15 protein-coding genes are annotated in these 18,988 nt (G+C 56.9%); 2 read left to right on the forward strand and 13 right to left on the reverse strand.

Annotation, left to right across the window (positions count from 1 at the left end; genetic code table 11):
* Positions 1 to 342 precede the first annotated feature (342 nt).
* Positions 343 to 1,287, forward strand: coding sequence for an AEC family transporter (locus tag RMR16_RS13780; RefSeq protein ID WP_320200330.1), 945 nt, complete (start codon positions 343 to 345; stop codon positions 1,285 to 1,287).
* Here the strand turns inward: RMR16_RS13780 and RMR16_RS13785 are convergent, their stop codons facing one another.
* The 9 genes from RMR16_RS13785 to rimP form a co-directional block, all read right to left on the reverse strand.
* Positions 1,288 to 2,307 carry a class I SAM-dependent methyltransferase gene (locus RMR16_RS13785; protein WP_320200329.1) on the reverse strand — a complete coding sequence of 340 codons (1,020 nt, stop codon included), beginning with the start codon at positions 2,305 to 2,307 and terminating at the stop codon, positions 1,288 to 1,290.
* Positions 2,308 to 2,468: 161 nt separating this feature from the next.
* Positions 2,469 to 4,610: a polyribonucleotide nucleotidyltransferase gene (gene pnp / locus RMR16_RS13790; RefSeq protein WP_320200328.1), complete on the reverse strand. Its 2,142-nt coding sequence runs from the start codon at positions 4,608 to 4,610 to the stop codon at positions 2,469 to 2,471.
* Between the two features lie 311 nt (positions 4,611 to 4,921).
* Positions 4,922 to 5,191: a 30S ribosomal protein S15 gene (gene rpsO / locus RMR16_RS13795; RefSeq protein ID WP_320200327.1), complete on the reverse strand. Its 270-nt coding sequence runs from the start codon at positions 5,189 to 5,191 to the stop codon at positions 4,922 to 4,924.
* Positions 5,192 to 5,354: 163 nt separating this feature from the next.
* Positions 5,355 to 6,302: a tRNA pseudouridine(55) synthase TruB gene (truB, locus tag RMR16_RS13800; protein ID WP_320200326.1), complete on the reverse strand. Its 948-nt coding sequence runs from the start codon at positions 6,300 to 6,302 to the stop codon at positions 5,355 to 5,357.
* 3 nt (positions 6,303 to 6,305) lie between these two features.
* Positions 6,306 to 6,722, reverse strand: a complete 417-nt coding sequence (gene rbfA / locus RMR16_RS13805; protein ID WP_320200325.1) for a 30S ribosome-binding factor RbfA — start codon at positions 6,720 to 6,722, stop codon at positions 6,306 to 6,308.
* Between the two features lie 72 nt (positions 6,723 to 6,794).
* Entirely contained in the window at positions 6,795 to 9,542 is a 2,748-nt protein-coding gene (infB, locus tag RMR16_RS13810) for a translation initiation factor IF-2 (protein WP_320200324.1), read from the reverse strand.
* 102 nt (positions 9,543 to 9,644) lie between these two features.
* Entirely contained in the window at positions 9,645 to 10,337 is a 693-nt protein-coding gene (locus tag RMR16_RS13815; RefSeq protein ID WP_320200323.1) for an RNA-binding protein, read from the reverse strand.
* Positions 10,334 to 11,947, reverse strand: coding sequence for a transcription termination factor NusA (gene nusA / locus RMR16_RS13820; RefSeq protein WP_320200322.1), 1,614 nt, complete (start codon positions 11,945 to 11,947; stop codon positions 10,334 to 10,336). The genes RMR16_RS13815 and nusA overlap by 4 nt, the downstream gene beginning before the upstream one ends.
* A 62-nt stretch (positions 11,948 to 12,009) precedes the next feature.
* Positions 12,010 to 12,597, reverse strand: coding sequence for a ribosome maturation factor RimP (gene rimP, locus RMR16_RS13825; protein ID WP_320200321.1), 588 nt, complete (start codon positions 12,595 to 12,597; stop codon positions 12,010 to 12,012).
* A 283-nt stretch (positions 12,598 to 12,880) separates the two neighbouring features.
* Here rimP and RMR16_RS13830 point away from each other — a divergent pair, with 283 nt between their 5' ends.
* Positions 12,881 to 14,509, forward strand: a complete 1,629-nt coding sequence (locus RMR16_RS13830) for an MFS transporter (protein ID WP_320200320.1) — start codon at positions 12,881 to 12,883, stop codon at positions 14,507 to 14,509.
* A gap of 43 nt (positions 14,510 to 14,552) precedes the next feature.
* Here RMR16_RS13830 and RMR16_RS13835 read toward each other — a convergent pair whose 3' ends face one another.
* The 4 genes from RMR16_RS13835 to RMR16_RS13850 all read right to left on the reverse strand — a co-directional run bounded on the left by RMR16_RS13835 (position 14,553) and on the right by RMR16_RS13850 (position 18,809).
* Positions 14,553 to 15,809 (reverse strand): ABC transporter permease, encoded by a 1,257-nt coding sequence (locus tag RMR16_RS13835; RefSeq protein ID WP_320200319.1) that lies wholly within the window; start codon positions 15,807 to 15,809, stop codon positions 14,553 to 14,555.
* 1 nt (position 15,810) lies between these two features.
* Positions 15,811 to 16,491, reverse strand: coding sequence for an ABC transporter ATP-binding protein (locus RMR16_RS13840; protein WP_320200318.1), 681 nt, complete (start codon positions 16,489 to 16,491; stop codon positions 15,811 to 15,813).
* Positions 16,492 to 16,493: 2 nt separating this feature from the next.
* Complete coding sequence (locus tag RMR16_RS13845) at positions 16,494 to 16,958, reverse strand: hypothetical protein (protein ID WP_320200317.1); 465 nt, start codon at positions 16,956 to 16,958, stop codon at positions 16,494 to 16,496.
* Positions 16,959 to 17,051: 93 nt separating this feature from the next.
* Complete coding sequence (locus RMR16_RS13850; protein WP_320200316.1) at positions 17,052 to 18,809, reverse strand: alkaline phosphatase; 1,758 nt, start codon at positions 18,807 to 18,809, stop codon at positions 17,052 to 17,054.
* Positions 18,810 to 18,988: the final 179 nt, after the last annotated feature.

Below are 18,988 nucleotides of genomic sequence, written 5' to 3' on the forward strand. Positions count from 1 at the left end.
AGCCTCTTGTCCGAACCGCATCGACGGATGCGTTATCCGGGATTTGGTCTTAAAGATTTCTGGCAACATGAAAAGCCAAAACCTCGGACATAGTGCGTTGCATGGCAAAATTTCACCTGTCATGCGCGTGTCATAAGGCAAGGTTATAAAATCCGCATCGCTTTCGCCACGGATGTACTGGCGCAGCGAGCGGGATGAAGGCGGGGGTGACCCCGCTTTTTTCTTTTGTGCTTTTCGCCACAACCGCAGGATTTGCAGGTCCAGAACCAAATTCGTTTGTTCGCCCGAACTATATGCGTTAGACCGAAAGCACTCCTGCAAGGCCCGCGAAAGTCTCCCCTAATGTATGCTGTCGCCGTTAATGTCGCGCCGATCTTCCTTCTTATCCTGATTGGCTGGCTCACTGTTAAGGCCAAGCTTTTCAAAGCCGAAGCGGGCGATGTGTTGAGCGACTTCGTATTCAAGATCGCCGTGCCGACCTTGATTTTCCGCACGCTGATCGCAGCCGATTTCCATGGCGCATCGCCGTTTAAGCTCTGGCTGACTTATTTTACCGGTGTGGCTATTGCGTGGGCGGCGGGTCAATTGGTGACGCGGCATGTCTTCAAGCAGGATTTGCGGGTTGGCGTTATCGCAGGCATTTCGTCTGCCTTTGCCAACAACATCTTCATCGGTCTGCCGCTTGTCGGTCGTTCCGTCGGCAGTGACGGTATCGTGGCGATTTCCATTCTGCTGGTGGTGCATCTGCCAATCATGATGATTACCGGCACGATATTGATGGAGAATGCGGCGCACAAAGTCACGGGTGGAGAAAAGCGCAGTGCGCTTGCCGTGTTGAAGCAGGTTGGCCGCAATCTGATAACGAACCCGCTGGTGATCGCCCTCATTTTCGGGCTTGCCTTCAACATGTCCAGCTTGCCAATGCCAGTGGTGCTGACAACGGTGATCGATCAGATTGCGAGCATGGCGGGTCCGGCTGCGCTGATTTCGCTGGGCATGGCGCTGACCAAATATCCCATTCGTGGCAATCTGCGCATCGCCGTGACCATGACGGCGTTTAAACTGATACTCATGCCCGCCTGCGTCTGGCTGACGGCACATGCCCTGGGGCTCAGCCCGGCATGGACCGCCGCACTGGTTCTTACATCCTGCGTGCCGACTGGCATCAATTCTTGGCTGTTGGCCAACCGTTTCGGCATAGGCCACAGCATTGCAGCCTCCACGATCAGCATATCCACTTTGTTTGGCGTGCTGACCGTGTCGTTCTGGGCATGGCTGTTAAGTTGACTATTTCTGCGCGCTCAAAACCTTGAAGCGTGAATTGCGGCAGAGTTCTTCGCTCTTGCGGAAATCGCTTGAGAGAATCGTTTCATAGGGCAGGCCGCGATTGGCGACCATCAGCAACTTGCCGCCGCTGCGCAACGCCGTTGCAGCCGTCTTGATCATCGCCTGACCGAGCGCCGGTTCCGTCGCCTGCCCATTGGAGTGGAAAGGCGGGTTCATAATGATGAGGTCGTATTTTTCTTTCGGTGGCTCGGCGGCCAGATCCTGCCAGAAGAAACGCGCCGTCAGTCGCGGGCAGTTTTCCAGCATATTGGTCTTGGCATATTCCAGCGCATTCCAATCCGCTTCGAACAGATCGATACGTGCAGTGCGCGCGGATTTTGCAGCCAGCATGACCGAGAGATACCCCCAGCCCGCGCCGAAATCAGCGGCATTACCATCAAAATCTGTCGGCAGACGCGACACCAGAAGTTCAGAACCACCATCGATACGGTCGTGCGAGAACATACCGGGCAGGGCGGTGAAGCGACCGTCAATGGTAACAGCGCCCTGTGTGAGCTTGGCAACGGCAGCCGAAACATCCTCCGGCTTTCTGAACCAAAGAGCAACGCCGTGATATTTCGGTGTGGAGTCGGCGGCGATGCCGAGCTTGCCCAGCGTGTTGCGCAGGGTGACGATGCCGTCTTCCTTGGAGCCAGCAGCAACAATCAGGCCGCCAGCCTTGACGCGCTTCAGCGCTTCGGCCAGACGGTTTTCGTTTTCACCGCGGTGCTTGCCGCACAAGATAAGCGCTGCGTCGTAATCCTCGCCGGACAGGTCCGGTGTTACTTCGGTGCCCTGCGCCAGCAAGGCCCGGTAAAGCGGGCGGAAGCTCTGTACGCCGACGATATGTGCCTCAAAATCTTCCAGCCTCGGCGCACCAGCCTCCGCGCCGAGAAACAATACACGTTCTCCCTGCTTCGGTGCCTCCAACATCTGGGCAGCGAAAGGGTGAAACAGGGTTTTGACGGCGTCACGGCTCATGGGGGCGGTCCTTAAGGCATGTTGCGCAAAAGTGTAGAGCGGTTTTGCGATAACAACATGCGTGTAACAAAAGAGCTAAGCGCCATGCGCTTTAGCGGGTCAAATAGAAAAAAGGCGCGGGTAAAAATCCCGCGCCTCAATATCGGTTAGCTCAAACCGCCTTACTCGGCAGCTTCGCCTTCGTTCTTCTTCTCGGCAACGACTTCCTTGCCGGTTGTCTGGTCGACAACCTTCATGGACAGGCGAACCTTGCCGCGTTCATCGAAGCCCATCAGCTTGACCCAAACCTTGTCGCCTTCCTTGACGACGTCGGAGGTCTTGGCAACGCGGTCGGACGCTAGCTGCGAGATGTGAACGAGGCCGTCACGTGCGCCAAAGAAGTTGACGAATGCGCCGAAGTCAGCGGTCTTCACAACCGTACCTTCGTAGATCAGACCAACTTCAGGCTCTGCAACGATGGAGTGAATCCATTTGCGGGCCGCTTCGATTTCCTTGCCGGAAGAAGAGGCGATCTTAACGGTGCCATCGTCTTCGATGTTGATCTTGGCGCCAGTCTTTTCAACGATTTCGCGGATGACCTTGCCACCGGAACCGATGACTTCACGAATCTTGTCGACCGGAATGTTCATCACTTCGATGCGTGGTGCGAACTCGCCGAGCTGCGAACGACCTTCGGTGATGGCGTTGGCCATTTCGCCGAGAATGTGCGTACGACCGCCCTTTGCCTGCTCAAGAGCGACCTTCATGATCTCTTCGGTGATACCGGCGATCTTGATGTCCATCTGAAGCGAGGTGATGCCGTCTGCTGTACCGGCAACCTTGAAGTCCATGTCGCCGAGGTGATCTTCATCACCAAGGATGTCGGACAGAACGGCAAAGCGTTCGCCTTCGAGGATCAGGCCCATGGCAATACCGGCCACTGGCTTGGCAAGCGGTACGCCTGCGTCCATCAGTGCGAGCGATGTGCCGCAAACGGTTGCCATCGAAGACGAGCCGTTGGACTCGGTGATTTCGGAAACAACGCGAAGCGTGTACGGGAACTGCTCAACGGTTGGCAGCATTGGGCGAATGGCGCGCCATGCCAGCTTGCCGTGACCGATTTCGCGGCGGCCCGGGGAGCCCATGCGGCCTGTTTCACCAACCGAGTAGGGAGGGAAGTTGTAGTGCAGCAGGAAGCGTTCTTTGTACATGCCTGTGAGGCTGTCCACGTACTGCTCGTCTTCGCCGGTGCCGAGTGTGGCAACAACGATGGCCTGAGTTTCGCCGCGTGTGAACAGGGCAGAACCGTGTGTGCGTGGCAGAAGGCCGACTTCCGAAACGATCGGACGGACGGTGGACAGGTCACGACCGTCGATGCGGCTCTTGGTGTCCAGAATGTTCCAGCGAACGATCTTCGCCTGGAGGTGCTTGAAGACGGCGCCGATCACTTCGTTCGTGTACTTAGGTTCGGCACCTTCTGGGAAGAAGTGAGCCTTGACCTTGGCCTTGGCAACATCAACGGCTGCATAACGGGCAGCTTTTTCAGTGATCTTGTAAGCAGCGCGCAGTTCGGTTTCGGCAACGCCGAGCATTTCTGCTTCGAGAGCGGAGAAATCTTCCGGTTCGAATTCGCGTGGTTCCTTGGCAGCAACTTCAGCCAGCTTGATGATGGCGTCGATTACTGGCTGGAAGCCGCGATGACCGAACATCACAGCGCCGAGCATGATCTCTTCGTTGAGTTCCTTGGCTTCGGATTCAACCATCAGGACGGCGTCCTGCGTACCGGCAACAACGAGGTCGAGAACCGATTCGTCCATCTCGTCGAGATGCGGGTTCAGAACGTATTCGCCGTTGATGTAGCCAACGCGCGCGCCGCCGACTGGGCCCATGAAAGGAACACCGGACAGGGTCAGTGCGGCAGAAGCGGCAACCATCGACAATACGTCTGGATCATTTTCCAGATCGTGCTGGATAACGGTGACGACAACCTGTGTGTCGTTCTTATAGCCTTCAGGAAACAGCGGGCGGATTGGACGGTCGATCAGGCGGGAAACCAGAGTTTCCTTCTCGGAAGGACGGCCTTCGCGCTTGAAATAGCCACCGGGGATTTTGCCCGCAGCATAGGTCTTTTCCTGGTAGTTGACGGTCAGCGGAAAGAAGTCCTGACCTGGCTTTGGAGACTTGGCGGAAACGACGGTCGCAAGAACGACAGTCTCGCCGTAGGTCGCAATAACCGCACCATCGGCCTGACGGGCAACTTTGCCTGTCTCAAGTCTTAAAGGGCGGCCTGCCCATTCGATTTCGACGGAATGTTGATTGAACATATCTTGTCCTCAAATGTAGCCGCGGTTCTCACATCGAAGGAAAACACGCGGGCTCAACACGTCACGGGCAAGACAGCGGGAGGCTTTTCAAACACATTTCAGGTGAAATGCGGCAACGCGGGTAGCGCTGCAAAAGCATCTGGCAATCCTGCCCCATGACAGGTCATCGGTTTATTTCAGACGGCACCGGCCCATCCGGCCCATCTTTCATTTCGCGGCGTCTTCAAAGACTGCCGATATCAGCGTTCCAGCCAAAAGCCGGATGAAAAAACCGGCGGGATTTTCTTGTCGAAACCCGCCGGTGAAGTTTTTTAGCGGCGTACGCCAAGGCTGGTGATCAGCTTTGTGTAGCGTGCCTCATCCTTCTTCTTGACATAGTCAAGAAGCGAACGGCGGCTGGAAACCATGGTCAGAAGGCCACGACGAGAGTGGTTGTCCTTCTTGTGGCCCTTGAAGTGTTCGGTCAGATTGTTGATCCGCTCGGTCAGAATGGCAACCTGGACTTCCGGCGAACCGGTATCGCCTTCAACGATTGCGTATTCCTTGATGAGGGCGGCTTTGCGCTCTGCAGTAATCGACATCGTGCGATCCTTTCTATTTTAAGGAAAAATGGGACGCCAAGCGCCGGGATGTCGTCCAGCACTGGCCATTCAATAGCGCAGGCAATGCCCTAGCTGGCGCTGCCTATAAACCAATTGGCCTATAAAAGAAAGAGGCGATTACCACCGCCTCTTTTCGCATGATTTAGCCGAAAACCCGCTTCGGGCGGAATTCGCCTTCACCGATTTCGCCAATGGCAATCAATTTGCCGCGCGCCGTGGCGTAAGCTTCGCTTTCCTGCGTCGGCGCATCGCGTCCGCGCAGCAGGATTGCATTGCCCATTTTCAGGCGCTGTGCCTGGTCATCATTGATGGCGAGGTGCGGCAGGGATGACAGGGCTTCCGACGTGTCGATCAGATAGGCATCCAAAGCTGCCAGTCTCTCGTCCCGGTCTTCGATGGCTTCGAATTCAACCAGCTTTTCGAGCGGCACCATGGCACCTTCCGAAAAGGGAGCGACCATGGAACGGCGGAGCTGCGAAATAAAGCCGTAGCAGCCGAGATCCTGACCCAGATCGCGGGCCAGCGCCCGGACATAGGTGCCCTTGCCACACTCGACTTCGAAATGCGCTGTATTCGCATCCGGGCAGGCCAGCAGCGTGATGCGGTGGATCTCCACCTCACGCGCTGGAATTTCAACGACTTCGCCGCTGCGGGCGAGATCGTAAGCGCGTTCACCGGCAATCTTGATGGCCGAAAACTGCGGGGGAATCTGCTGAATGGTGCCGGTGTAGTTTGGCAGAAGATCACGGATAGCCTGTTCGTCCGGACGGTCGGTGGAGGTGTTGAGAACCTCACCTTCCATATCGTCGGTCGTCCGCTCTTCGCCCCAGGTGACGGTGAATTCATAGACCTTGCGGCCATCCATCACGTAGGGCACAGTTTTGGTCGCATCGCCAAGCGCAATCGGCAACATGCCGGATGCTAGAGGATCAAGCGTACCAGCGTGACCGGCCTTCTGAGCGTTGAACAGCCATTTTATCTTGGATACGGCCTCTGTGGAGCCGAAATCGAAGGGCTTGTCGAGAATGAGCCAGCCGGAAATCGGGCGACCCTTCGGTTTACGATGTTGCTGCTTGCGTGGTTTGGACATGCTTCAATTCTGTTCGTCGTCTTTTTCATTGGAAGATGCGAGATCGCGCTGCACTTCGGGTGAGCGAAGGAGGGCGTCGATCTTCTTGTAATTGTCAAAGCTCGTGTCGTCGCGGAAACGCAGCTCCGGCACGTACTTCAACTGCCGCAAGTTCGGGCCGAGACGGCCGCGAAGAAATTTGGCGTGACGGTTCAGTGCCGTAATCGTGTCGGTGTGGTCGGCAACGCCAATCGGCGTCACATAGGCGGTGGCGATCTTGAGATCGGTGGACATGCGAACTTCCGAAATGGAAATCACCGTCTTTTCAATCAGATCGTCCTGGACTTCTCCACGCTGTAGAATCTGGGTGATTGCAGCGCGCACCTGCTCACCAACGCGCAGCATGCGTTGCGAGGGCGCGGATGATGTTGCTTTTGCCATTTTATCTTTGCCTCAAACGGAACGAGCGCTGGTAAGCCAGCGCTCGCCTCAAGTCTGCAATAGAGACGCTTCTTAGAGCGTTCTCGTGATGTGCTCTACGCGGAAGCACTCGATCGTATCGCCTGCGCGGATATCTTCGTAGTTTTCGAACGCCATACCACACTCCTGACCGACCGGCACTTCGCCGACTTCGTCCTTGAAGCGCTTGAGCGTCTTGAGCTTGCCTTCGTGGATAACGACGTTGTCGCGCACCAGACGAACACCTGCACCACGTTCCACCTTGCCTTCGACGACACGGCAACCGGCGACCTTGCCGACTTTCGTGATGTTGAAGACTTCCAGAATTTCGGCGTTGCCGAGGAACGTCTCGCGACGCTCTGGAGACAGAAGGCCAGACATCGCTGCTTTCACGTCATCAACCAGATCGTAGATGATGTTGTAGTAGCGAATTTCGATACCGGCGCGTTCGGATGCTGTACGTGCCTGAGCGTTGGCGCGTACGTTGAAACCGATGATCGCAGCGTTGGACGCCTCGGCAAGCGAGATATCCGATTCCGTGATTGCACCTGCGCCCGAGTGTATGATGCGTGCACGAACTTCGTCTGTTCCAAGCTTGTCCAGCGATGCGATGATCGCTTCGACAGAACCCTGCACGTCACCCTTGATGAGCAGCGGGAAGTCCTTGCGGCCAGTGGCCTGCAACTGCGTCATCATCTGTTCCAGCGAACCGCGCTGGCCAGTTTGACGGGCAACAGCCTTGTCGCGGGTCAGACGCTGACGGTACTCGGAGATTTCACGAGCACGGCTTTCGTTTTCGACGACCGCGAAGCGATCACCGGCAGATGGTGTACCGGAAAGACCGAGAACCTCGACCGGCGTGGCCGGACCAGCTTCCTTGACATGCTCACCCTTGTCGTTGACGAGTGCGCGCACACGGCCCCACTGGTCGCCTGCAACGATGATCTGGCCCGGACGCAACACGCCCTTCTGAACCAGAATGGTTGCCACGGAACCACGACCACGATCGAGCTGGGCTTCGATAACCGTACCTTCCGCAGTGCGGTTGAGGTTTGCCTTCAGATCGAGAATTTCGGCCTGAAGCAGAACGGCTTCCAGAAGCTTGTCGAGGTTGAGCTTGTTCTTGGCGGATACTTCCACGTCCAGAACTTCACCACCCAGAGATTCCACGAAGACTTCGTGCTGAAGAAGCTGCTGACGCACCTTATCAGCGTTCGCCTCGTGCTTGTCGATCTTGTTGATCGCCACGATGATCGGCACATTGGCCGCCTTGGCGTGGTTGATCGATTCAATCGTCTGCGGCATCACGCTGTCATCAGCTGCAACCACCAGAATGGCGATGTCGGTTGCCTGTGCACCACGAGCACGCATGGCCGTAAAGGCGGCGTGGCCGGGAGTGTCGATGAAGGTGATCTTGTGACCGTTCTTCTCAACCTGATAAGCGCCGATATGCTGGGTGATGCCACCGGCTTCACCGGATACAACACTGGTCTGACGGATAGCGTCGAGCAACGATGTCTTACCATGGTCAACGTGACCCATGATGGTAACGACTGGAGGACGCGAAACCAGTTCGCCGCCATCGTCGTCGGACAGGTTGAAGATGCCTTCTTCAATGTCGGATTCGGAGACGCGCTTAACGGTATGGCCGAATTCGCCAGCGATCAGTTCAGCCAGATCGGCGTCGATGACGTCGCCCGGCTTCATCATCTGGCCTTCCTTCATCAGATACTTAATCACATCGACGGCCCGTTCGGACATACGCTGCGACAGTTCCTGAATGGTGATGGTCTCAGGCAGAATAACTTCGCGCATGACCTTTTCGCGCACTTCCTGCATCTGGCCACGACGGAATTTCTCCTGACGGCGGCGCATGGCAGAAAGCGAACGGCCACGGGCCTGGTTGCCATCTTCTTCCAGATTGGACGTCACGGTCAGCTTGCCACGACGACGCTCTTCTTCCGTCTTCAGACGGGCAGCAGGCTTGGCAGGGGCAGGGGCTGTGATCTTGCCGCGAACCGGTACACCGCCGCGACGGGCACCGCGATCATCACTCTCTTCTTCACCACCGGGGCGACGGCCGCGTGGGCCTGCGCTATCGATGGGTGCTGGAGCAGCAGGTGCGGTGCGTGTTGTCTGTGGACGCGCATCCGTGCGACCTGTGTTGACAGGCGCTATGGTTGCAGCGGGAGCAGCAACAGGTGCTTCAACGACCGGTGCCGGAGCGGGTGCATTTTTCGCAGCAAGAGCTTCTTCGGCAGCACGACGTGCAGCCTCTTCCTTCTCGGCTACGGCGCGTGCTTCGTCTTCGATCTTGCGGCGGGCTTCATCTTCGGCGCGCTGCTTGGCTTCGATGATGTCGCGAGCCTGAGCTTCTGCGAGCGCTCTGCGGCGTGCATCCATTTCACCAGCAGACAGGTCGTGCAAGACGTTGCCGCGTGGGCGGTCCGGCTGACGCTGAGGCTGCGAAGACTGTGCAGGGCGATCGCGGTCGCGATCACGATTACCGGACTGGTAAGGGCGCTGCGACTGTGGCTGCTGCGGACGCTGCTGTGCTGCCGGTGCGGCAGCCGGTGCTGCTGGGCGGGCTGGCTGCGGTGCGGCGGCCGTCACCGTTGGCGTAATGGGTTTCTCGTCTTCTGGACGCAATGGGCGGCGTTTGCGTGTCTCTACGACAACCGCGTTGGTGCGACCACGACCCATATCCTGACGCACAGTTCCCTGAGACGCTCCACTCGGCTTCAGAGTGAGGGTCTTCTTGGGTTGTGCGTTGATTGTCTTGTCGTCGTTGTTATCGGTCATTCCGTTCCCGTTCCTTCGGACGAGAGCCGGATGACATTCATCAGGCCCTGTCTTTAAATAGCTGCATCCGAACGCGGCGGCGGATAGTGTCCGATGACCGCGTCATTGTTCCGTCCGGGCAGCGTCTAATTCCGCCTGAGGTTTATCGCCATTGCGATACCGCTCGAGCATCTTTGCGCGCTTCACTACACCTTCACCCGCCTGTCCTGCAAGCGCGCAGGCATGGATAAAAGCATTCTGGCCCATCAGTTCGTCCAATTCCTGCTCACTGAACAGGTGAAAGGACGGTATTTCAGTCTCGGCGCCTGAGCCGAGGGTCCAGGCTTTGCGGGCCTGGTTTATCTTTCGAACACCGTCTGGCGCCGCATCCGTGGCGTGGAACACCGCTAGCGAGTTCCCGGAACGAACGGCCGCATCGACCTTCGTTGCCCCGGAGATGAACTGGCCTGCTTTGCGCGCCATGTTCATCATCCCAGCCAGTTGCTGCGCCATCAGCCGGTCCATCATATCCAGAAGGTCCGGTCCGGCTTTCACATCCGTCTTCAAGGCGCGCGCGAAAAGTTTCTTCGCAATGGCCTTTTCGATCAGGGCGCGCTCGGCTGTTACCCAGCAACCGCGCCCTGGCAATTGGCGTTTCAGGTCCGGAACAACGCTGTTGTCCGGGCCTGCGACGAAGCGGATCAGCTCATCTGGCGATCCGCTCTGTCGTGTCACAATGCACATACGTCCATTGACGTTGCCTTCGTCCTCGCCGTCTTCGGCCAAGTCTTCCGGCTCATGCGCCTGCGAAATCATTCCTGAACAGCGGTATCCGCCTCCTCAGTCGTTGCTTCTGCTTCCTGCTGTGCAGCGAGATCTTCTGCCGTGATCCAGCCAGCCAGAAGGCGGGCCTGAACGATCATGTTTTCAGCTTCAACGCGCGAGATATCGAGCTTGGAGAACAGACCTTCGAACTTCTTCGTCTCGCCGTCCTTGCGTTCGCTCCAGCCGATCAGATCGTCGGCGGCGCAACCTGCAAAGTCCTCAATGGTTTTGACGCCATCTTCGCCCAGCGCAACCAACATCTGTGTGGTCAGGCCTTCGATCTGGCGAAGCTCGTCGGTCACGCCGAGTTCCTTGCGCTTGGCGTCCATCTCGGCTTCCTTGCGCTCGAGATGTTCGCGGGCGCGGGTCTGGATTTCAACAGCGGTGTCTTCATCGAAACCGTCGATAGAGGCAATTTCGCTGAGCTCCACATAGGCCAGTTCCTCGACCTGCGCGAAACCTTCCGAAGCCAGAACCTGACCAACCATTTCGTCCACATCCAGCGCTTCCATGAAGATGCCGGTGCGTTCGTTGAATTCCTTCTGGCGGCGCTCGGACTCTTCCTGCTCCGTCATGATGTCGATGTCCCAGCCGGTCAACTGCGATGCGAGACGAACGTTCTGACCGCGACGACCGATGGCGAGCGACAGCTGCTCATCAGGAACCACGACTTCGATGCGTTCTGCTTCTTCGTCGAGAACGACCTTGGATACTTCAGCAGGCTGAAGCGCGTTGACGATGAAGGAAGCCGTATCCTGGCTCCAGGGAATGATGTCGATCTTTTCACCCTGAAGCTCTGCGACAACGGCCTGAACGCGCGAACCGCGCATACCGACGCAGGCGCCGACCGGATCGATCGACGAGTCATTGGAGATCACGGCGATCTTGGCGCGGGAACCCGGATCACGGGCAACCGACTTGATCTGGATGATGCCGTCGTAGATTTCCGGCACTTCCATGGTGAAAAGCTTGACCATGAACTGTGGGTGCGTACGCGACAGGAAAATCTGCGGGCCGCGCTGTTCGCGGCGCACGTCATAAACGAAGGCACGAACGCGGTCGCCGTAACGCAGGTTTTCGCGGGGAATCATCTCGTCACGACGGATGATGCCTTCGCCACGGCCGAGATCGACGATCACGTTGCCATATTCGACGCGCTTGACGGTGCCGTTGATGATTTCGCCGATGCGATCCTTGAACTCGTCATACTGACGGTCACGTTCTGCTTCGCGAACCTTCTGGACGATAACCTGTTTGGCAGACTGGGCGGCGATGCGGCCAAAATCCATCGGTGGCAAAGGATCGGCAATGTAATCGCCAATCTTTGCATCGACGTTGCGGTCGCGTGCCAGTTCCAGCGGGATCTGCGTGCCGTAATCCTCGGCCTTTTCGACAACTTCCAGAAGACGCTGAAGGCGAATTTCGCCGGTCTTGGAGTTGATGTCGGCGCGAATGTTGGTTTCCGAACCGTAACGCGAACGGGCGGCTTTCTGAATAGCATCGGCCATTGCAGCAAGAACGATTTCGCGGTCGATGACCTTTTCGCGCGCAACAGCATCGGCGATCTGTAGAAGCTCAAGCCGGTTAGCACTTACTGCCATTTTTATGTCTCCGTAATTCGCATGATTGCGGGATATGCCCAACTCAAGGGCTTACGTTGAAATTAGTCTTCGTCAGCTTCTTCGTTCTGGTTGGCAGCAGCTGCGGCCTTGGCCTGCTTGTCCGCCTTCAGTGCGTCACGAATAAGATCGTCGGTCAAAACCAGCTTGGCGTCCGAAAGCGTGTTGAACGGGATCGTCACCACAGGCTCTTCGCCATAAGCAATCTGATCACGCTCCAACTGGAAACCGTCTGCATCCATGCCGGCAATCTTGCCGCGAAAACGCTTGCGGTTATCCACCAGGATCGATGTCTCGATCTTGACGATGTGGCCCTGCCAGCGGGCAAAATCTGTTTTACGCACCATCGGACGGTCGATGCCGGGCGACGATACTTCCAAATGATACGCTTTCTCGACGGGATCTTCCACATCAAGAACCGGTGAAATGGCCAGCGAGATCGCTTCACAATCCTGAACGGTCATTGTGCCGTCTTCGCGTTCGGCCATGACCTGTAGGGTCGAACCGTTCTGGCTCGAGAGCCTGACGCGGACGAGCAAAAAGCCCATACCGGTTATAACCGGCTCGATGATCTCTGCGATCCGCTGGTCTACACCCGTTTCGGTTATCAGTCTTGGTTCGGCTTCTGCCATTCTGGCCTTCCGGTCTTTCATCTTCACCAGACTTTATAATCCGGTTTTTGGGGCGCCTAACGAAAAAGAGCGGAGCCTTGCGGCCCCACTCTTCATCGGACGATCAAGAATTTGAACGGTCCTATAGACCCTTATGTCCGATATTGCAAGGATAAGGCGGGTGAGCTGCGAAATTGGCTTTCGTCACAATTTTACCGTGACGGGGCTTGAAAGAGTGGCATCCACTCAATCGACGTCTATAGTGTCGATTGGATGATCAGCAATTGCATCAGTTGGACTGCCTGTGCCCGATAGAAAATCTCCCCTCGCGCCGCTGCGCCACCAAACGTACCGAACAATCTGGTTTGCAAGTATCGCATCGAATTTTGGCGGTCTTATTCAAGCGGTGGGTGCAGCATGGATGATGACGGCACTTTCGTCATCCGAAAATATGATCGCACTGGTGCAGGCATCGACATCTTTGCCCATCATGCTGTTTTCCCTCGTTTCCGGTGCGCTGGCCGACAGTCTTGACCGCCGCCGGATCATGATCGTAGCGCAGCTTCTCATGCTGACCGCTTCGGTCTGTCTGACGGTCTTTGCGTGGTTCGACCTGCTAACCCCTTGGCTGCTTTTGTTCTTTACCTTCATGATCGGCTGCGGCACGGCGCTTGCCAATCCGTCCTGGCAGGCATCGGTGGGAGAGATGGTGCCGCGTGAAGATCTACCCGCAGCCGTGACGCTCAACAGTGTCGGCTTCAACATTACCCGCAGCGTCGGCCCTGCCATCGGCGGTGTGATCGTGGCGTTGGCGGGTGCTGCGGCGGCTTTTCTGGTCAACGCACTCAGCTACTTCACGCTGATCTACGCGCTGGTGAAATGGCAGCCGCCAAAAAACACATCCACACTGCCGCGTGAACAGCTTTTCGCCGCCATTTCCGCCGGTATGCGTTATGTCGCCATGTCACCGAATATCGGCAAGGTTCTGGTGCGCGGTTTTCTGTTTGGCCTTTCTGCCAGTGCCATTCTTGCCCTTATGCCGCTTGTTGCGCGTGATCTGGTGCAGGGTGGCCCGCTGACCTATGGCATCATGCTTGGCGCGTTCGGCGTCGGTGCGATTGGTGGCGCGCTGATCAGTGCACGTTTGCGTGAAACATTGAGCAGCGAATGGATCGTACGCGTCGCATTCCTTGGTTTTGCCTTCAGCGCGGCTGTGACGGCCATCAGCACCAGCGCTATTCTCACTGCACTTGTTCTGACGGTTTCCGGCGCAAGCTGGGTGCTGGCGTTGTCGCTGTTCAACACCATCGTTCAGTTGTCCACGCCGCGCTGGGTGGTGGGTCGGGCGCTGTCGCTTTACCAGACATTGACCTTCGGCGGCATTGCCATGGGCAGTTGGCTTTGGGGTTCGCTGGCCGAAAATTATGGCCTGTCCTATTCGCTGCTCTGCTCGTGCGTGTTGATGCTGCTGGGTGTTCTGGTGGGCTTCAAGTTGACCATGCCTGCCTTCGCATCACTCAACCTTGATCCGCTCAATCGGTTCGTCGAGCCCAACCTGCGCCTTGATGTCAAACCCCGTAGCGGCCCGATTGCCATTCTGATCGATTACGAAATCGATGATTCCGATCTGCCGGAGTTTATGGCGATCATGGTGGAGCGGCGGCGCATTCGACTGCGCGACGGCGCACAGAACTGGACGCTGATGCGCGATCTGGAAAACCCGGATGTCTGGACGGAAATCTATCATGTTCCGACGTGGGTGGAATATGTGCGCCACAACCACCGGCGCACCCATGCGGATGCGGAAAGCTGGGACAGCATTCTGGCGCTGCATCGCGGAGCCACACGCCCCCGCGTTCACCGTATGATTGAACGCCAGGCGATCCCTCCGCAGGATGATATTTTCCACAAGGCCCATATAGATCCGCATTGATGCCAAACGAGGCCAGTCCGGTGTTGCGCGATTCGGTGATTGCTTATCCGCGCAGCGCCTCGGCGGGTGATTGGCGGTAGGCGAGCCATGCGGGCAAAATCGCAAGACCGGCAGCCACGGCAAGCAGCAACGCAGCTTGCGTTAAATCGGCTTTGGCAAATTCAACCGGCATGACGACGCCGCTTTTTGCGACGAGCATTGCGGTGATGATTTTTGCCGCTGCAAATCCGATTGCAAAACCAAGCGCGATACCCGTGGCAAACAGCGCGAATAACTCCGTCCAGACAATCAACGAAATGGACGAGCGCGGAGCGCCGAATGCGCGCAAAGCGCCAATCTGTTTTCGCCTTTGCACAATGTGGGTCAGCGTTACGAGAATAAGGGATGCCGCGACCAGCCCCTGAGCGCCGATGGCGACAACAGACAGAACCTCACGCGCATCTCCCAACGTGGCATAGAGCTTGGTCAGGACTTCTCCCGGAAACACAGCAAGGGTATTTCCCTGACGGTATTGTTGGCGCAGCTTGTAGGCATCCGCAATGGTTTTCGGTTTCACCAGAATGGCGGGGACGCCCGGCGTCTCAGACGTAAATGTCTCATTCAGTGCCGCCTCATCACCCTCAACATGATCATGGGCATGGCCTTCATGATGTTCACCATCCGCTTCATGGGCGTGATCCTCTGCACCTTCGTAATGATCCATGCCGTGAATGTGCCAGACGGAACTGATCGGCACCAGAATGGCACGATCCCACGGTGTGCCCGTGGGCTTTAGCCGGCCTTGAACGTGATAAACGATCTCGGTGTGGGTATGGCCACCCTCTTCCGCAGTGCCGTGCATAGGCTTGATCTTTGCCCCGACACGCAAGTCGACGGCAGAGCCGATGACGGCGCCCTCTCCATCGGCAAAACCTTGGCCCTCCAGAAAGCCACCGGATGTATTGTCGATCAGAGAGGTGGTTGTTCCGACAATTGGGTAGCCAGCAAACGAATCCCCAAAGCCGACAGGGCCTGCCCACGCGACGCGGGGGTCGCTCGTCAGAGACGCCAATGTGTCGCCGCTGACGAGCGGTAGGGGTGCCGCTTGCAGGAAGACTGACGACAGGACGAGTTGCGTTTCGCTGCCCGCTGCACCGACGACGAGATCGAACTTATCGGCAGCGCGGGCCGTGCCCAGTCGAAGCGCCCGTTCCTGCAATGTCACAGTAACGCCAAGGGCCGTTGCAAAGGCAACCAACAGCACGACAACCAGCGATCCGGCCCAAAGGCGTTGCAGATCGGATAAAATAAAACGTATCATATCAGAGGTTCCCGGCGGTGTCGGTCAGGATACGGCCATTGGAGAGTTCAATACGGCGCTCGAGACGTTGCGCCAGAAGCCTGTCGTGCGTGATGACGATTAGTGTCGTGCCCTCTGCTTGCGCAAGATCGACCAGCAGTCGACCGATGGCCTCTCCATTGTCTGGATCAAGGCTTGCGGTGGGCTCATCGGCGACGATGACACCGGGCTTTCTCAGCAATGCGCGAGCAATCGCCACACGCTGCATCTCGCCGCGTGACATAGTATCGATTTTCTGATCCGGTCGACCCAAGCCAGTTTTTTCAAGCAGAGATGCCGCACGCTTTGCATATACGTTGGACATGGCGCGGCTCAGACGAACCGGCAGCAGGACGTTTTCAATGGCGGAGAGGCCCGGCAGCAGATGAAACTCCTGCATGACCAGCCCGACATTCTCGCCGCGCCAGCGATCTCGTCGGGTTTCGGTTAACCCGGAAATCTCTTGATCGCTCCAAGTCACATGCCCCTGACGGACACGTTCTAGACCGGTGATGATATTGACGAAGGTGCTTTTGCCTGAGCCGGATGCGCCGGTAATCGCCATGGTTTCCCCGGCGGAAACCTTCAACTCATTGATCCGCAAGACAGGCGTTGCCAGGCCGGCAAAAGAAACGGTCAGATCGGATATAGTCAAAGACAGCATGTTCAAGACACCGAATATTGTGCATCTCTGATACGCACGAGACTAACAAAACCTGTCTCCGGGTCTGTCCATGAGCCGTGTTCGAGAGTTCCCGTTACATCGATCGTGGTGCTTGGCTGCACGAAGGTCTGTTTTTCGGAGAGATATACGACGACGATATTGTCCGGCCAGTCGGAATCCGACGAACAAAACGGGCAGAGCGCCATTGGGATTTCCGTCAGCACGAAAAAGGAAGCTTCAGCCTTCAAGGGTGGAGCCATGAAGCCTTTCATACGGATTTCCTTGCCAGCCAGCGCCTTCAGTTTTTCGGAAAACTCCAGCCCCAGAACGCCGATCTTGCCGTACATTTCATCAAAGGTCAGCGGCGATGGAGCGGCAGATGCCCGGTCCGCGCCTAGCGTGAATGCCGACAGGGCGGCCAGTTTCAAAGACTGTCTGCGTGAAAGCAGAAATGGAGGGTGCACCATGACGATCTCCGATTTCGATCTATCCGCGTTAATCTAAACGAAGACGATCCGGCCCACATCATGCGAGCCGGATCGTTTGTTGTTCAAGCGCTATTATTGCGTCTGCTTTGTACTCAGTGCAAAGGCATCGGCCAGCACGCGGTAAACGTCGCTCTGTTCCATATAGCCCTTGAAGCCTTCCGAGCCGGGGCCGGTGGACTGTAGAACGATATCGTCAACAGCGTGAACGCCGCTATCGCCATCCTTGGGAATGTTGCCCTGCACGAAAACCGCACCGGGAACGTTCTTATAGGCTTCGTTGGCGATATATTCCTTCTTCTCGTTCTGGATTGCCGGAACGAAAGGACCATCCAGCTTTGGACGGAATGTTTCGTAATGGTCTGGACCATTATTGGAATTGAGGAACAGGCGGCGGCTGACGTCGACCCGGTCAGGATAACCATCGCCATCCTTGTCTTCATAGTTCGGGAAGCCGGCTTCGGCATAGGTGCCGACCTTGGAGCGCATTTCATCACCGGGCTTTTCGTCATCGACTGTGCCGATGATGGAAACGCCATGCGTGTGGTCGCCGGTGACGACGATCAGCGTGTCCGGGTTCTTCGCAGCGAACTCGCGTGCAACGCCGATGGCCTTATCGAATTCGATGGTTTCGACAACGGCGCGATCCCAGTCCAGCGGGTGAGACATCTTGTCGATATTGGCCGCTTCGACCATCAGGAAGAAGCCGTCCTGATTTTTCGACAGTTCGCCCAGGGCAGCCTTGGTCATATCGACCAGACCGGGCTGATTTGGAAACTTGTCGACTGTGCCTTTCTTGAGAAAGTTGCGGTCGAGAAGCGTGTCCATATTGCCGGTGTGGAACAGGCCGAGAAGCTTTCCGGTGTTTGAACCTTCTGCCTTTTCAAGCTCGCTCTTGTCGGTGGCGAGAGTGTAGCCAGCGTCCTTGAACAGCTTGATGTAGTCCTTGTCGTCCTTGCGCTTGGAACCGGGTGTGTCTTTGCCAAGGAAATAGGCCGAACCACCGCCCAGAACGACGTCTGGCTTGACATCCAGCAGCATGCCCGTGATTTCGGCCTTGTCGCCGCGCTTGCGGGTATGGGAGACAACGGCGGCAGGTGTGGCGTCCTGCAACTCCGATGTGGTGACGATGCCGATGGACTTTTTCGTCTGGCGACGCAGGGCTTCTGCCAGCGTTTCGACCTTAGGGTCGTCAAGGCTTGCAGGCGTGCGGTCGCCATAAACGCCAAGAGCGTTAACGGCTGTCTTGTGGCCGGTCATGTAAGCAGACATGGTGTTGGCGCTATCGGTCGCGACGGCTTCCGTGGAAGACGTGCCGATGAAGGCCATGCGGTCCATTTCGTCCATGTTCAGGCGGCCGTTCGCCTTGCCTTCGGTCATACCCTTGGACATGATGCGGGCAGCGGTGCGGTGAGCAACCGAGAGACCATCACCCAAAAGGAAGATGACGTTCTTGGCCTTTGGCGCTTCGCCCGTGCCATAAACTGTCCATGTGACCTTTTTGGTTTCAGAACCAGCAGAAACCTCAACCTGATAATCGCCAGCCTTGGCAATTGTCAGACCGCGCAATAGGACTGCGGAACCGAGGACCTTGTCCTCTTTGCCCTTTTCTTCAGAAACGAATGTGACGTCGGCACCGAAAACGGTTTTGTAATCCTCGCCATTGACGGTGATCTTGAGGTCTTCAGGCTTTACGACGTTTTTGAACTCGACCTTGAAATCAAACGGCGAGCCGTTAAGAATGGTCGCGCGATCAAGAGGATAGACGGTTGCGGCCTGTGCGGCGCCGGCCAGAACCGTGGTGGCAATGAATGCGGCGAGAAGTTTGCGCATGATAACCTCTATAGAGTGATGTTTTATGAAAAGGCTTCCCGCCTATAGGCATCGCGCATGACAGAGACATGACGGTTGGCGCGAATCTTTCGAAGCCGCGCAACCCGGTTGTTTCACATTCTTGCAGCATCCAAGGCGGTTGTGACCCCTTATGTGTTTTGTTCAGAGCTGCATTTCTT

The sequence above is a fragment of the Agrobacterium sp. rho-13.3 genome, from assembly GCF_033957765.2.
Classification (GTDB): domain Bacteria; phylum Pseudomonadota; class Alphaproteobacteria; order Rhizobiales; family Rhizobiaceae; genus Agrobacterium.

Bases quoted from the DNA above. Each gene is read 5' to 3' on its own strand.
- RMR16_RS13780 (WP_320200330.1), top strand. From the start codon at position 343: ATGTATGCTGTCGCCGTTAATGTCGCGCCGATCTTCCTTCTTATCCTG.
- RMR16_RS13785 (WP_320200329.1), bottom strand. From the start codon at position 2,307: ATGAGCCGTGACGCCGTCAAAACCCTGTTTCACCCTTTCGCTGCCCAG.
- pnp (WP_320200328.1), bottom strand. From the start codon at position 4,610: ATGTTCAATCAACATTCCGTCGAAATCGAATGGGCAGGCCGCCCTTTA.
- rpsO (WP_320200327.1), bottom strand. From the start codon at position 5,191: ATGTCGATTACTGCAGAGCGCAAAGCCGCCCTCATCAAGGAATACGCA.
- truB (WP_320200326.1), bottom strand. From the start codon at position 6,302: ATGTCCAAACCACGCAAGCAGCAACATCGTAAACCGAAGGGTCGCCCG.
- rbfA (WP_320200325.1), bottom strand. From the start codon at position 6,722: ATGGCAAAAGCAACATCATCCGCGCCCTCGCAACGCATGCTGCGCGTT.
- infB (WP_320200324.1), bottom strand. From the start codon at position 9,542: ATGACCGATAACAACGACGACAAGACAATCAACGCACAACCCAAGAAG.
- RMR16_RS13815 (WP_320200323.1), bottom strand. From the start codon at position 10,337: ATGATTTCGCAGGCGCATGAGCCGGAAGACTTGGCCGAAGACGGCGAG.
- nusA (WP_320200322.1), bottom strand. From the start codon at position 11,947: ATGGCAGTAAGTGCTAACCGGCTTGAGCTTCTACAGATCGCCGATGCT.
- rimP (WP_320200321.1), bottom strand. From the start codon at position 12,597: ATGGCAGAAGCCGAACCAAGACTGATAACCGAAACGGGTGTAGACCAG.
- RMR16_RS13835 (WP_320200319.1), bottom strand. From the start codon at position 15,809: ATGATACGTTTTATTTTATCCGATCTGCAACGCCTTTGGGCCGGATCG.
- RMR16_RS13840 (WP_320200318.1), bottom strand. From the start codon at position 16,491: ATGCTGTCTTTGACTATATCCGATCTGACCGTTTCTTTTGCCGGCCTG.
- RMR16_RS13845 (WP_320200317.1), bottom strand. From the start codon at position 16,958: ATGGTGCACCCTCCATTTCTGCTTTCACGCAGACAGTCTTTGAAACTG.
- RMR16_RS13850 (WP_320200316.1), bottom strand. From the start codon at position 18,809: ATGCGCAAACTTCTCGCCGCATTCATTGCCACCACGGTTCTGGCCGGC.